The following is a 14824-nucleotide window of genomic DNA, read 5'->3' as shown; positions in this document are numbered from 1 at the left end:
TGCTGTAATTCTTACCAAACAAAAATAAGGCAGCCATTAATCAGGCTGCCTTAATTTTTTATCGCTTAATCATGCGGCTTGTCTTTCAGCGGGAAGCGGCGACGCACCAGTACAAAGAACAGCGGCACAAAGAAGATCGCCAGTACGGTCGCGGAAATCATCCCGCCCATCACCCCCGTCCCCACCGCGTGCTGGCTGCCGGAACCGGCACCCGCGCTGATTGCCATGGGCAGCACACCAAAGATAAACGCCAGTGAGGTCATCAGGATCGGGCGCAGGCGCTGGCGTGAGGCCTCCAGCGTGGCTTCAATCAATTCACGTCCTTTGCTGTTGATCTCGTTAGCGAATTCGACAATCAGAATGGCGTTCTTCGCCGACAAGCCAATCACCGTCAACAGCCCGACCTGGAAATAGACATCGTTTTCCAGCCCGCGTAGCCAGGTGGCGATCAGCGCACCCACCACGCCGAGTGGCACCACTAGCATCACCGAGAACGGAATGGACCAGCTTTCGTACAGCGCCGCCAGGCTCAGAAACACCACCAGCAGTGAGATAGCATATAACGCCGGAGCCTGCGAACCAGAGAGTCGTTCCTGATACGAGGCACCGGTCCACTGGAAGCCGATGCCGAGCGGTAACTGGCTGACCAGCTTCTCCATCGCATCCATTGCCGTACCACTGCTGACGCCGTTTGCAGCTTCACCAATAATCTCCAGCGAGGAATAGCCGTTATAGCGCTCCAGTCGTGGAGACCCCACTTCCCAGTGGCTGGTGGCGAAGGCAGAGAAAGGCACCATAGTGCCGCTGCTGTTGCGCACATACCATTTATTGATGTCATCCGGCAGCATGCGGAATTCCGGCGCCGCCTGCACGTAAACTTTCTTGATGCGACCCCGGTCGATAAAGTCATTCACATAGGTTGAACCCCAGGCCGTGGTCAGGGTGTCATTGATGGTATCCACTGAGACGCCCAGTGCCTGCGCTTTGCGCTGGTCAACATCAATCTGCAACTGCGGGCTGTCGTCCAGACCGTTATGGCGCACGCGGGATAATGCCGGATCGCGGGCCGCTTCGCCCAGTAATTTATCACGCATCGCCATCAAGGCCGTATGACCAATCCCACCATGATCCTGTAGTTCGAGGTCGAAACCAGATGAACTGCCAAGACCGGTAATGGCGGGCGGGCTGCTGGCGATAACGTTGGCTTCTTTGATTTTACGGAAAGCTTTAGTGGCGCGGTCAATGATGGCAAAGGCGGTGCGATCGGTACCAGGGCGTTCGTCCCAATCTTTCAGGCGGATAAACATACGTGCCACGTTCTGACCGTTACCACCCGGACCGGCACCGATAGTGGAAAACACCGACAGGACATTCTCTTTTTCGGCGGTCATATAATAATTCTCCACCTTCGCCACCACCTTAGAGGTTTGTTCGAGAGTGGCCCCCGCCGGGAGTTGTACCTGGGTCAGGAACACGCCACGATCCTCCTGTGGCAGAAACGAGGTCGGCAGGCGGATAAACATAAACGCCATCAGGCCAATGATCGCCAGGTAGAGCAGCATCCAGCGACCACTTTTTACCAGAATGCGCGCCACACCACGTTCATAACGTCCAGCGTTAGCGTTGAAGTGGCGGTTAAACCAGCCGAAAAAGCCACGCCGACCGTGATGTTGACCTTTTTCGAGCGGTTTCAGCAGGGTGGCACAGAGTGCAGGCGTGAGGATCAACGCCACCAATACCGACAAAATCATCGCGGAAACGATAGTGATGGAGAACTGACGGTAAATCGCACCGACGGTGCCACCAAAAAAGGCCATCGGCACAAACACCGCCGATAACACCAGCGCAATACCGACCAGCGCCCCCTGAATCTGTCCCATCGATTTACGCGTTGCCGCACGTGGCGAGAGACCTTCCTCGCTCATGATTCGCTCGACGTTCTCTACCACCACGATGGCATCATCCACCAGCAGACCAATCGCCAGCACCGTGGCAAACATGGTGAGGGTGTTGATACTGTAACCACAGGCATACAGCACGGCAAAGGTGCCTAGCAGTACCACCGGTACGGCGATAGTGGGGATTAACGTTGCCCGGAAGTTTTGCATGAACAGATACATCACCAGGAACACCAGCAGGATCGCTTCCAGCAGGGTTTTCACCACATCGGTGATCGAGGCTTTAACGAACGGGGTGGTTTCATAAGCGACTTTCGCCTCCAGCCCGTGTGGGAAGTACTGCGACAGCTCGGCAATGCGGGCGCGTACCAGTTTGTCGGTATTCATCTCATTGGCGCCGGAGGCCAGTTTAATGCCGAGACCGGAGGCGGCCTGGCCGTTGTAGCGACTGAGATAGTCATATTTCTCAGCCCCCATGGCCACATCCGCAACATCGCCCACCGTCACCACCGAACCATCGGCATTGGTTTTCAGTGTAATGGCTTTGAACTGTTCCGGGGTTTGCAGCATTGACTGGGCATTGACCGTGGCGTTAAGCGCCTGTTTTTCCACTGAGGGCAATCCGCCCAACTGGCCGACAGCCACCTGAGCGTTCTGAGATTCAATGGCGCTAACGACATCATCCGTGGTCAGCGCATACGCGTTCAGCTTGTTCGGGTCGAGCCAGATACGCATGGAATATTGCGAGCCGTAGGCATCGACTTCACCGACACCATCAATACGGCTGAGCGGATCTTCAATGTTACTGGCGACATAATCTGAAATATCCTGTTTGTCCATACTTCCATCGGTAGAAACAAACGCAATCATCAGAATGTTGCTGTCACCGGTTTTATTCACCGTTACGCCCTGGGATTGCACCGCCGATGGCAACTGTCGCAGGGCGGTTTGTAACTGGTTCTGCACCTGCTGGCGTGCTTCGTCCGGGTCTGTACCCGCAGTAAAGGTCAGGGTGATTTGTGCCTGACCGGTGTTGCTGCTGTTCGATGACATGTACATCAGATTGTCGATGCCAGTCATGTTCTGCTCGATCACCTGAGTCACGGTGTTTTCCAGCGTTTCGGCTGAGGCACCGGGGTAATTGGCGGTAATGCGCACGTTAGGTGGCGCGAGGTCGGGATATTGCTCAATCGGCAGGGCGATAATCGCCAGGGTGCCGCATAAGCAAAGTAAAATCGCCAGAACCCAGGCAAAAATGGGGCGGTCGATAAAAAAATTCGACATGGAACCGACACTCCTCAGCTGCGTATTTTTTACTTTTATTATCAGAAGCGTGAACCCTGCTCGGGTTCACGCTGGCGGAGTGGAAGCGCTATCCTGGGACATCTCCTGCCGCAGCTTACTCTACGCGGCGCAAATTAGAGAATCGTGGAGAAATTATGGAGAAAGTGTAAATCTCCCGACGGATTTTTGAGATGTGCTAGACATTGCGGCTTTCCAGCCAAAGTACAGTGGCAGCCACGCGCGAGCGCACGTCCAGCTTGCGCAGCATATTACGGATATGCACCTTCACCGTTTCTTCCGAGATATGCAGGGTGCTGGCAATCTCTTTATTTGACAAGCCACGCGCCACTTCCTGCAACACATCCAGTTCGCGTTCGGTTAACAGGCGGAATGGGTTAGAACTGTGGGGGCGGTTAGCCAGATAGTCAACGACCACCTCGCTGAACACATTCTCACCTTGTGCGCCGCGCAAAATTTGCTGCAGCAGCTGCTCGGGTTCGCTGTCTTTCAGTAAGTAACCGTCGGCACCGGCATCGACCATGGCGTAGATATCATTACGGGCATCAGAGACGGTGAGCACCAGGATGCGTGCCGAAATGTCCTCATTACGCAGTGCCTTCAGCGTATCCAGCCCCGACATCCCTTTCATATTGAGATCGAGCAGAATGACGTCAGGTGCCAGGCGGCGTGCCTCTGCCAGCGCCTCGGTGCCATTATTGGCCTCGGCGACCACCTGTAACTTCGGCTCCAGAGCCAGTAACTGGCGAATGCCACGGCGCATCAGGGGATGGTCATCAACGATCATAATTGTCAGAGTTTGCAGGTCCATATTCTCTCCAATAAACGGTCCATGTAGCCTGTTATTCCAGCAGGTGCATCGGGCGTGGCGGGAAACGTAATGTTACCCGTGTGCCGTGTTCCTGCGGGGTAATCAGCAGCGTGCCAGACAGGCGCGCTGCTCGTTCTGCCATAATTGTCAGGCCATAGTGGCCTGGCGGTTCTTCCGTACTGCGTATACCTTTGCCATCATCTTCAATAGTTAACAGATGGTCCTCATCGGCAACACGCTGGTAGCGAATGGTAATCTGCTGTGCTCCCGCGTGGCGGATCGCATTGAGCAGTGCTTCGCGGGCAATCTGCAACACATGCACTTGCTGTTGTGCATCCAGGCTCTGCAATCCGGGTTGATAGTCAAACTGGATTTCCGCCTGGGATTGCTCCTGCAGGGGGACGATCATGGCCTGCATCGCGGCCACCAGATCGGCCTGTTCAATGGTCAGACGGAAAGTGGTCAGCAGCTCGCGCAATTGCTGATAGGCATCGGCCAGCGCGCGATCAAATTCGCTGATGATACTTTGCGCCTCTGGCTGGCTGCCATCAACCGTTCGTCGCAGCAGAGTAAGCTGGATGCGCAGAAAGGAGAGTGACTGCGCCAGCGAATCGTGAAGTTCGCGCGCGATGGTGGCACGTTCCTCGATCAGCAGCATTTGTTGATATTGCTTCTGCGTTTGCCAGATCCACAGGGCGCGCGCCAGCATATTGGCGAGGCTTTGCATTAATTCATCGGAAGCGGGCTTAGCCGATTGCCAGCGCAACTCCCCGAGCAGCTGTTCATCCTGCTGCAATGCCAGATGCTGCCATACCAGTGACTCATCACTGCTTCCGGCCTGAAAGGTCAGATTTTCGCTCTCCAGCACCACCACGCGGAAACCTTCGCGTAACTTAAGTTGCTGGAGCAACCCCTGAAAAACATCAGGGTCGAGCGCGCTGCTGGTGAGGATTTGGGAGCTTTCATACAGCAACGACAGCATCCGATTAGCCTGCGTCAGGCTCTCGGTTTTCTCCTGCACCGCATCTTCCAGCAGACGATAATGTGACTGTAAACGCGATGCCATCGCGGTGAAAGCCTGCGCCAGCACACCGAGTTCGTTGGGTTGATCCACCGGTAAGGGCGGAAAACTAAACCGGGTTTTCTCAACATACTGGCTGGCGGTGACCAGCGAATCCAGCGGACCGACCACATTGCGGCGAATAAAACGGATGGTCCACAGCGCCAGCCCGACAATCGCCAGAAAGCCAGACAAACTGCTGGCAACCACCAGGTGCATTTTCAGCTCGGCATAATGTTGTACCGCCAATACAAAACGATTGATTTCACCCACATAGCTCGCCACTTGTTGTTGATAAACCTGCAGGTGTTGCGGCTGTAAGCGCTGCTGTAACTCTGGCCAGCTGTCCCGCAGGTAGTGATAACGATTAGTGACTTCAGCCGGTACCCAGGGGCGATCCAGACCGCTTAATGCCGGTGATTCCAGTGTCTGCTGATAGAGCTGGATATGATGTCCCAGTTGTTGCGGGTCACGCGCACTGTCCCAGGCGAGGCGATAAACCTGCATACGTAGTGAGCCAGCCGCATTGACCGTCTCGGCATCGCGCAGGCTGCTGGAAAGGGTCATCAGCGCCAGCCCGGAGGTGAGAAGCGAAAGCAGTACAATGGCGCTGAGTGCGCGAGCAATGGTACGTGTTACGGGACGTTTCACTATCACGATTAAAAACCCTGTTAAGAGCGCGGAATTATAAAGCAGTGCAACCGCATCGGCGACGATATCTCGCCACATCAGGTTACTCTTCGTACAAAAAGTAACCATTCTTTACCTTTCCCTGGATGAATCTGAGATGGCGGGCGAAATATTAAACAAATTTACCGCTGGCTCAATCTGGTTTGCGTTCGCGGGTTAATACTTTAGAGGTAGTCATTTTCCCAGAAAAACACAGGAGCATCCCCATGAAGACACGATATGCCGTTCTGGCTGGTGCACTGCTAGCCACCTTAAGTTTCAGTAGCCTGGCCGCCACCGCATTGAACGCGGAGCAGGCACAAAATATGCAAAGTATGGGCAGCGTTTCCGTCAGTGGCGTGAGTGGTTCGCTCGACGATGCCACTCGCCAGCTGTCGCAAAAAGCCACTGAGATGGGTGCCAGCCATTACCGCGTTATCGGTGTGCAAAATCCTGGCGACTCCAGCATGTGGAGTGGCACTGCCGAGATTTACCGTTAATTTCCCTCAGGTTTTCTCCCTGTAGCAACCCCGACCGGCCAGATCCTTTGGCCGGTTTTTTTGTGCACGACAACGGATAATTGCAAATCATCCCGTGCAGACTAGCGGTATATTTTGCTTCATTCATGCAGAACGGGTAGGATTCATCGCCGTAATTTCCCGGCTGGTTGTGTGGCATCGTTCTGCCCCCTGCTTCCGGGTGTTACCCCATTTCGCACCGCGCTACGCAAACGTTTGGTAAGCGGTGATTGATGGTCAGGACAAACAGGAACGCTATGAAACCTACTAAAAAAACCGCAGCCGAACAGCGCGCTGCGAAACGACGCTGGCTTAATTCCCACGACACCGGTTACCACAAAGCGATGGGTAATCGTCAGGTTCAAATGATTGCCATTGGTGGCGCTATCGGTACCGGTCTGTTTTTGGGTGCAGGTGCGCGTCTGCAAATGGCGGGTCCGGCACTGGCGCTGGTGTATCTGGTGTGCGGTATCTTCTCTTTCTTCATCCTCCGTGCGTTGGGCGAACTGGTATTACATCGCCCTTCCAGCGGTAGCTTCGTCTCCTATGCGCGTGAATTCCTTGGTGAAAAAGCGTCTTATGTGGCGGGCTGGATGTACTTTGTTAACTGGGCGATGACCGGTATCGTGGATATCACGGCTGTCGCACTGTATATGCATTACTGGGGCGCGTTTGGCGACGTACCGCAGTGGGTGTTCGCCTTGGGTGCGCTGGCCATTGTCGGCACCATGAACATGATCGGCGTGAAGTGGTTCGCCGAGATGGAGTTCTGGTTTGCGCTGATCAAAGTGCTGGCGATTGTGGTCTTCCTGATCGTTGGTGTGGTGTTCCTTGGCAGCGGTAAGCCGCTGGATGGCAATGCGACCGGCTTCCATCTGATCACCGATAATGGCGGCCTGTTCCCGCATGGTCTGCTGCCCGCGCTGGTGCTGGTGCAAGGGGTGGTGTTTGCTTTCGCCTCGATTGAGCTGGTCGGCACCGCTGCCGGTGAATGTAAAGACCCGAAAACCATGCTGCCGAAAGCCATCAATAGCGTGATCTGGCGTATCGGTCTGTTCTACGTTGGTTCGGTGGTGCTGCTGGTGCTGCTGCTGCCGTGGAATGCTTATCAGGCGGGGCAAAGCCCGTTCGTGACGTTCTTCTCCAAACTCGGTGTGCCCTATATCGGTAGCGTGATGAACATCGTGGTACTGAGTGCGGCACTCTCCAGCCTGAACTCAGGTCTGTACTCCACCGGTCGTATTCTGCGTTCTATGTCGATGGGCGGCTCGGCACCGAAGTTTATGTCGAAGATGAGCAACCAGCAGGTACCCTTCGCGGGTATTCTGGTCACCATCGCCGTTTACGTCGTCGGTGTGGTGCTGAACTACTATGTTCCGTCGCAGGTGTTTGAGATCGTACTGAACGTGGCATCACTGGGCATCATCTCTTCGTGGGGCTTCATTGTGGTTTGCCAGATGCGTCTGCGCAAAGCTATCAAAGAAGGCAAAGCGGAAGATGTCAGCTTTAAATTGCCGTGGGCACCGGTCACCTCCTGGTTGACGCTGCTGTTCCTGGTCAGCGTGCTGGTACTGATGGCGTTTGACTATCCGAACGGTACCTACACCATCGCATCTATCCCGTTGATCGCGGTGATACTGGTACTGGGCTGGTTTGGCGTGCGTAAGCGCGTCAATGAAGAAGCGCTGAAAGCGCATGATCACCATCATGAGGGTGAGGAAGAGGTTTCGCGTACATTAGCAGAAGACTCTCCACGCTAAGTTTTTTGATGTGATAGTGCGAAGGGCCGTCCAGTGGACGGCCTTTTTTTTGCTCATTTCTCAGCCATGCGATCAATCGTGCGGCAACTTGATCCCGCATCGGGAATTACACCTTTCGAGTGATATAGCCCTCTTTAGTGTCAGGTTATTTTACGCATCTTACTTTTTAACTCCGAAACAGGTGTTCCGATGGTGCTGTCACGACGCGAATTCTTTACCGGACAGCGCAAAGCTGTCGCGGGGGCGATCGCGCTGCCGTGGTGGCGTCATCAGGCGGGTTGTGATGGATGTGGCCGCTGTGTGGCTGCCTGCACCACGCAAATTGTGCAGCTGGCGGCAGGTGCGCAGCCACAACTCAACTTTCAGCATGGCGAATGCACCTTCTGTGGTGCCTGCGCAGATGCCTGCCCGCAACCGCTGTTTCATCCACGCGACCATCAGCCGTGGCAGCAGCACATCCATATCAGTCGCGATTGCATCACCTTTCAGGGCGTTAATTGCCGCAGTTGCCAGGAAAGTTGTGAACAGCGGGCGATCCGCTTTCGTCTCACCGCCAATGGCATCGCCCAACCGGAAACCATGCCGCAGCTTTGCACTGGCTGTGGCGCATGTATCGCACCTTGCCCGGTGTCAGCCACAGGATTAGATCATGAACACAAATAACAGCTGGCACGTCTGTGGCCTGGTGATTCAGGCACGCCCAGCGGTCGTTGCTGCGGTCAGCCAGACGTTGCTGACGTATGCCGATAGCGAGATCGCCTCACAAGACACGGCACGCGGCACATTGGCCGTCACCCTTGGTGCCGCCGACAGCGCGACGCTGCTGCGCAATATTGAAGCCACCCGCAACATTCCCGGCGTGCTGGCGGTGTCTCTGGTGTATCACCAGCAGGACGAATTTGAACAACCCGCAAAGGAAGCATTATGCAACTAAGTCGTCGTGATTTTATGAAGGCCAACGCGGCGGCGGCTGCCGCGACTGCTGCTGGATTAGTGATTCCCACCGTAACCAAAGCGGCCACTGCGCTCGCCGCGCCCATACGCTGGGAAAAAGCGCCTTGTCGTTTTTGCGGCACCGGCTGTGGTGTGCTGGTGGGCACTCAGGATGGCCGGGTGGTTGCCTCTCAGGGCGATCCGCAGGCGGAAGTTAACCGCGGGCTTAACTGTATCAAAGGCTACTTCCTGCCAAAAATCATGTATGGCAAAGATCGTCTGACCCAGCCACTGCTGCGCATGACCGATGGCCGTTTCGATAAAAATGGTGAGTTCACGCCGGTCAGCTGGGATCAGGCGTTCGACATCATGGAAGAGAAGTTCAAGGCAGCGCTGAAAGCGAACGGGCCGGAATCGATCGGTATGTTCGGCTCCGGCCAGTGGACGCTGTGGGAAGGTTATGCCGCCTCGAAGTTAATGAAAGCTGGCTTCCGCAGTAATAACCTCGATCCGAACGCACGTCACTGTATGGCGTCGGCGGTGGTGGGCTTTATGCGCACTTTCGGAATGGATGAACCAATGGGCTGCTACGACGATATCGAGCAGGCCGATGCCTTCGTGCTATGGGGATCGAACATGGCCGAGATGCATCCGATCCTCTGGTCGCGATTAACCGCGCGCCGCCTCAGCAATGAAAACGTCAGAGTCGCGGTGCTTTCCACCTATCGTCATCGCAGCTTTGAGCTGGCCGACAACGGCATGGTGTTCACGCCGCAAACCGATCTGGTGATCCTCAACTTTATTGCCAATTACATCATCCAGAACGGCAAGGTGGATAAAACCTTCCTGCAAAACCATGTGAATTTGCACCGGGGGGCGACTGACATCGGTTATGGCTTGCGTCCGACCGATCCCCGGCAGGCGACAGCGAAAAACCCGGACAGCGGTGACTCAACCCCGATCAGTTTCGATGAATACGCGAAATTTGTCTCTGAATACACGCTGGAAAAAGCCAGTGAAATGAGCGGAGTGGAGAAAGATCAACTGGTGATGCTGGCTGAGCTGTATGCCGACCCTAACATCAAGGTGGTGTCGTACTGGACTATGGGGTTCAACCAGCATACGCGCGGCGTGTGGGCCAACAATCTGGTGTACAACCTGCATCTGCTGACGGGCAAAATCTCGCGTCCCGGCACCGGGCCTTTCTCACTGACCGGTCAGCCATCAGCCTGCGGTACCGCACGCGAAGTCGGCACCTTTTCCCACCGTTTGCCTGCAGACATGGTGGTGACCAACGACAAACATCGTGCACTGGCAGAAAAACTGTGGAAGCTGCCAGCGGGCACCATCCCGGCGAAAGTGGGTTATCACGCAGTGGCGCAGGATCGTGCACTGAAAGATGGCAAGATCAATGCCTACTGGTCCATGTGCAACAACAATATGCAGGCCGGACCGAACCTGACTCAGGAACGTATGCCGGGCTGGCGTGATGAACGTAATTTCATTGTGGTGTCCGATCCTTATCCGACTGTCAGCGCGCTTTCCGCCGATCTGATTCTGCCGACCGCCATGTGGGTAGAGAAGGAAGGAGCCTATGGAAACGCTGAACGCCGTACGCAATTCTGGCATCAACAGGTTAAAGCGCCGGGTGAAGCAAAATCCGACCTGTGGCAGCTCGTCAACTTTTCCAAACGCTTCCGCGTGGCGGAAGTGTGGCCGGAAGAATTGATCGCCCGGCAACCGGAGCTACGCGATAAAACGCTGTACGACGTGCTGTACGCCAACGGCCAGGTCAATCAGTTCCCGCTGAGTGAAGTGGCGGATGATCAACTCAACGATGATGCGCGCACCTTCGGTTTCTATCTGCAAAAAGGGTTGTTCGAAGAGTACGCCAGTTTTGGGCGTGGTCACGGTCATGATCTGGCTCCGTTCGATACCTATCATCAGGCGCGGGGTCTGCGCTGGCCGGTAGTTGATGGCAAAGAGACACGCTGGCGTTATCGCGAAGGGCATGACAGCTATGTCAAAGCGGGGGAGGGGGTGCGCTTCTACGGTAAGCCGGACGGTAAAGCGACCATTTTCGCCCTGCCGTATGAGCCGCCTGCTGAATCGCCGGATGCTGAATACGATCTGTGGTTCTGCACTGGCCGCGTGCTGGAACACTGGCACACCGGCACCATGACGCGTCGTGTCCCCGAGCTGCACCGCGCCGTGCCGCAGGCGCTGCTGTATATCCATCCGCTGGATGCTAAAGCGCGCGGTTTGCGTCGTGGCGAGAAAGTACGCGTGGTATCACGTCGTGGTGAAACCCTGGCCACCGTAGAAACCCGCGGCCGCAACCAGCCACCGCAGGGACTGGTGTTTACGCCTTTCTTCGATGCCGGGGTGCTGGTGAACAACATCACGCTGGACGCCACCGATCCACTGTCGAAGCAAACCGATTACAAAAAATGCGCCGTTAAGCTGGTGAAAATTTAAGGCAGGATGCAATGAAACCTCTTATCACATTTCTCACATTGGCCGCCCTGATGCTGGGCGGCACGGTTTGGGCCGCGAATGGCGTAGACCTGAATCAGTCACCCGAGGTAACGGCGACGCAGCAGGGTACGATCCATCAACCCAAAGAGCAGAGCCGCAAGCCGCTGAATTATGTCAATCAACCGCCGGTGATCCCGCACAGCGTGGATGGCTATCAGGTGACAAAAAACATCAACCGTTGCCTGCAATGCCATGGCACGCAGAGTTACCTGACCACGGGTGCGCCGCGCGTGAGCCCGACACACTTTACTGACCGTGATGGGTTAGTCAGCAGTTCGGTATCACCGCGTCGCTACTTTTGTCTGCAATGCCATGTTCCGCAAACCGATGCCAAACCGGTGGTAGAAAATACCTTCCGCCCGGCTGAAGGCTTTGGGCAGTGAGGTTAGCGATGAAACAGATGATTATCCGAATCTGGCGCTGGTGGCGGCGACCCAGCCGCCTGGCAATCGGCACCTTGCTGCTGATTGGTTTTGCGGGTGGCATCATTTTCTGGGGTGGTTTTAATACCGGGCTGGAGATGACTAACCGCGAGCAGTTTTGTATTGGCTGCCATGAAATGCGCAATAACGTCTATCAGGAATATATGCAGACGGTGCACTACAACAACCGTAGCGGCGTGCGTGCCACCTGCCCGGATTGCCATGTGCCGCACGAGTGGGGACCGAAGATGTGGCGTAAGTTACAGGCCAGTAAAGAGGTTTACGCCAAGGTGTTCGGCATTGTTGATACGCCCGAGAAATTTGAAGAGAAACGTCTCGAACTGGCGCAAAACGAATGGCGCAGGATGAAGAACAACAATTCGCAGGCCTGCCGTAACTGCCATAACTTTGAATATATGGATTTTACCGCGCAGAAGACCGTGGCAGCGAAGATGCATACCAAAGCGGTGGAGGAAGGTAAAACCTGTATCGATTGCCACAAAGGTATCGCCCACCATTTACCGGATATGAAAGAGGAAAAGAACGGGTTTTAATCTGTGATTCCTTTTGACCGCGCGATAGAATGCGCCGCTGCCCAGTTCAACGGTCCGTAGCGGCGCGATTTATTGCGCGTTTTGACTGTTAATATAATTAAGATAGTTTTCCCGCTGGCTTCGGCCTATCATGCCAGGCTCCCTCGAAATTTGCTGTGGAGTGGTCATGCCGTTAAAGATCAACATCATCAAAGAGAAGTTGCTGTCAGAAAATTGGTTTGTACTGCGCAACTTTACCTACGAAATCACCCGCAACAATGGCGAAGTGCTGCGCCACAAACGTGAAGTCTACGATCGCGGCAACGGGGCCACTATCCTGCTGTATAACCGTGAAAAAAACAGCGTGGTGTTGATACGCCAGTTCCGTATCGCCACTTACCTTAATGGCAACCAAAGCGGTGAGCTGATCGAGGCCTGCGCCGGGTTGCTGGATGATGACACCCCAGAAGATTGCATCCGCAAAGAGGCGATTGAGGAGACCGGCTATCAGGTAGGCGAAGTCGAAAAACTTTGGCAGGCTTACATGTCACCGGGTGGCGTCACTGAAATTGTGCACTTTTTCGCGGCGGAATATAGCGAGGCGCAACGCACGAATAATGGCGGCGGCGTAGAGGACGAAGAGATCGCAGTACTTGAGCTGCCTTTTCCGGAGGCGATGGCGATGGTGAAGAATGGTCGTATTTGTGACGGCAAAACCATTATGTTGCTGCAACATGCGCAGATAGCGGGCTGGTTAAAAGCCTGACAGGACAAAAGCAGGGATGATTCCCTGCTTTTGTCATAATAATTACTGAGGATGATGTTCATCCAGGAAATTAAAATAAACTAAATTTTGTTGTAGCACGGCGTTGTACCAATCCCGATGAGCATCGGTAGATTCCTTATTCGTTAACTCATATAAGTGATCCAGCGGAAAATTTGTAATGAATAATGCTCGTGGGTTAATCGGATAGTCGGTGTGGAATTTACTGATCAATTGCCGTGGCAGATAATTCCCCTGCCACATAATGATTTTTTGAGCTTCATGGACCATCGCATACCAGTTATCAATATGTCTTTTAAAATAGATAAGCTCACCCACCCCCTCAAGCCCTTCGTTATCAATAAAGGAAACTCGCTCATCGAATTTTGCTAAGAGTTCCAGATCCATGCATAAGGTTGCTCCTTCTTTTGTCGTACAGGGGATGCCATTGAGTGAACCATAGCTGTCAGTTAGTGGACTCTTTTTTTTAGCAATGAATACCTCTGTCGTTTTATTCAGAATACGGGAGGAATAGCCTAAATTTTGCAGGTCTCTGTTGCTCAGTTTTTGTAATATTTTCTCTGGTTCAGCAATGCCACCAATCAGAACACGGATTAAATCATTTTCGCTACCACTGAACTTGCTCCAGTCCTTAAGTTTTTTCTCAGCAGTGGTTTTTAGCGACTCCCATAATGCAATGAATCTTTTGTTTTCTGCATAATACTCTATGTTCTCCTGTTCAGTGGTAGCGTAATCTTTATATTCGTCCCAGTTTTCTTCAATATGCCGGGCGGTTCGCTCCCTGACTTCTGGGTAATTTTCTTCATCATTACTCATGGCCAATGCAATAGCGCGGAATAAACAATTCCCGTCATTTTTAACATCGATGGTGCTTTCTCTACGACCGATAAGCTGGTAATGTTCATGCCCCTCTTTTCTTACCCGGCGCAGACGTATTATCCGCATTGGATCATCAGCTTGCCCAATCGTATAAAGATACACTCGATTATCGCGTGCCGTGTTATCTTCAATATCCAACTGGACATTGTACTCACTCGCGACACCATAAATGGCCAGATCCATGCCATTATTGTTCCAGTAACCATCAGTTCGGATATTCTTCAGTGTCGTTGCTTTTATTTTTTCCGCTTCATTGCCAGAAAGTGCAGTACCATCATTTTTTTTGCTGGCGGAAATAATTGATTTTTTGATAATAGATTTTCTTGCGGTGTTTTTTAGTATGCTACTAACCGTTGTCTCTCCGACATGTTCAGAGGTGTTTTTAACTTTTTGGGCTGGTTCACTGAAGGCTTCAAAAAACAACTTAGGCATGGGGCGTTTAATGGCATCCACTGATTTGTATGGTAAGTTTTGCTCATGACGCAGCGACGGGAAATCAGGCTCTCTAACTCTTGACCTGGGGTGTTGAGAACCCAGTCCTGATGAACGATTCGACAATAACGTCGTAGTATGCCGATTATCAGATTGTAAATCACGGTTGGTAACATGAGTAATTGTGGGGAGTTTTTTAGTTATTTCATTATTATGTTGATGCAGCGTGGATATCGCACTTTTTCGGTAAGATTCTATACTGGTACTTAACATATCAATCTCCTT

At 53.5% G+C, this 14824-nt stretch carries 12 protein-coding genes; 8 read left to right on the top strand and 4 right to left on the bottom strand.

Annotation, left to right across the window (positions count from 1 at the left end; translation table 11 throughout):
- Nucleotides 1–65 precede the first annotated feature (65 nt).
- The 3 genes from acrD to narQ all read right to left on the bottom strand — a co-directional run bounded on the left by acrD (nt 66) and on the right by narQ (nt 5728).
- Complete coding sequence (gene acrD, locus AC6I8X_RS14455) at nt 66–3182, bottom strand: multidrug efflux RND transporter permease AcrD (RefSeq protein WP_497840014.1); 3117 nt, start codon at nt 3180–3182, stop codon at nt 66–68.
- Nucleotides 3183–3378: 196 nt separating this feature from the next.
- Entirely contained in the window at nt 3379–4011 is a 633-nt protein-coding gene (locus AC6I8X_RS14450) for a response regulator (protein ID WP_313688014.1), read from the bottom strand.
- Nucleotides 4012–4042: 31 nt separating this feature from the next.
- Nucleotides 4043–5728, bottom strand: a complete 1686-nt coding sequence (narQ, locus tag AC6I8X_RS14445; protein ID WP_313688016.1) for a nitrate/nitrite two-component system sensor histidine kinase NarQ — start codon at nt 5726–5728, stop codon at nt 4043–4045.
- A gap of 239 nt (nt 5729–5967) precedes the next feature.
- On the opposite strand from narQ, the gene AC6I8X_RS14440 reads away from it, so the two are divergent.
- The 8 genes from AC6I8X_RS14440 to nudK all read left to right on the top strand — a co-directional run bounded on the left by AC6I8X_RS14440 (nt 5968) and on the right by nudK (nt 13210).
- On the top strand, nt 5968–6240 hold the full coding sequence (locus tag AC6I8X_RS14440; RefSeq protein ID WP_299455030.1) for a YdgH/BhsA/McbA-like domain containing protein: 273 nt from the start codon (nt 5968–5970) through the stop codon (nt 6238–6240).
- A gap of 275 nt (nt 6241–6515) precedes the next feature.
- A complete protein-coding gene (ansP, locus tag AC6I8X_RS14435) occupies nt 6516–8018 on the top strand; it encodes an L-asparagine permease (protein ID WP_299455032.1) in 1503 nt (500 codons plus the stop codon).
- A gap of 189 nt (nt 8019–8207) precedes the next feature.
- Nucleotides 8208–8681 carry a ferredoxin-type protein NapF gene (gene napF, locus AC6I8X_RS14430; protein WP_313688021.1) on the top strand — a complete coding sequence of 158 codons (474 nt, stop codon included), beginning with the start codon at nt 8208–8210 and terminating at the stop codon, nt 8679–8681.
- On the top strand, nt 8668–8952 hold the full coding sequence (locus tag AC6I8X_RS14425) for a chaperone NapD (protein ID WP_497840013.1): 285 nt from the start codon (nt 8668–8670) through the stop codon (nt 8950–8952). The genes napF and AC6I8X_RS14425 overlap by 14 nt, the downstream gene beginning before the upstream one ends.
- Complete coding sequence (gene napA, locus AC6I8X_RS14420) at nt 8943–11429, top strand: nitrate reductase catalytic subunit NapA (RefSeq protein WP_497840012.1); 2487 nt, start codon at nt 8943–8945, stop codon at nt 11427–11429. Before AC6I8X_RS14425 ends, napA begins: the two co-directional genes overlap by 10 nt.
- An 11-nt stretch (nt 11430–11440) precedes the next feature.
- Nucleotides 11441–11872 carry a nitrate reductase cytochrome c-type subunit gene (gene napB / locus AC6I8X_RS14415; RefSeq protein ID WP_313688027.1) on the top strand — a complete coding sequence of 144 codons (432 nt, stop codon included), beginning with the start codon at nt 11441–11443 and terminating at the stop codon, nt 11870–11872.
- Nucleotides 11873–11880: 8 nt separating this feature from the next.
- Complete coding sequence (gene napC / locus AC6I8X_RS14410) at nt 11881–12465, top strand: cytochrome c-type protein NapC (RefSeq protein ID WP_084876245.1); 585 nt, start codon at nt 11881–11883, stop codon at nt 12463–12465.
- A 166-nt stretch (nt 12466–12631) separates the two neighbouring features.
- The gene (gene nudK, locus AC6I8X_RS14405; protein ID WP_299455048.1) at nt 12632–13210 is read left to right on the top strand and encodes a GDP-mannose pyrophosphatase NudK; all 579 of its coding nucleotides are present in this window, start codon (nt 12632–12634) and stop codon (nt 13208–13210) included.
- 42 nt (nt 13211–13252) lie between these two features.
- Here nudK and AC6I8X_RS14400 read toward each other — a convergent pair whose 3' ends face one another.
- Nucleotides 13253–14812 carry an OTU domain-containing protein gene (locus AC6I8X_RS14400; protein WP_497840011.1) on the bottom strand — a complete coding sequence of 520 codons (1560 nt, stop codon included), beginning with the start codon at nt 14810–14812 and terminating at the stop codon, nt 13253–13255.
- Nucleotides 14813–14824: the final 12 nt, after the last annotated feature.

The sequence above is a fragment of the Pantoea sp. X-Soil-TKNS-1280 genome, from assembly GCF_059730475.1.
Note: the sequence above shows the minus strand (reverse complement) of the source record. Positions and strands in the feature narration are given on the sequence as shown.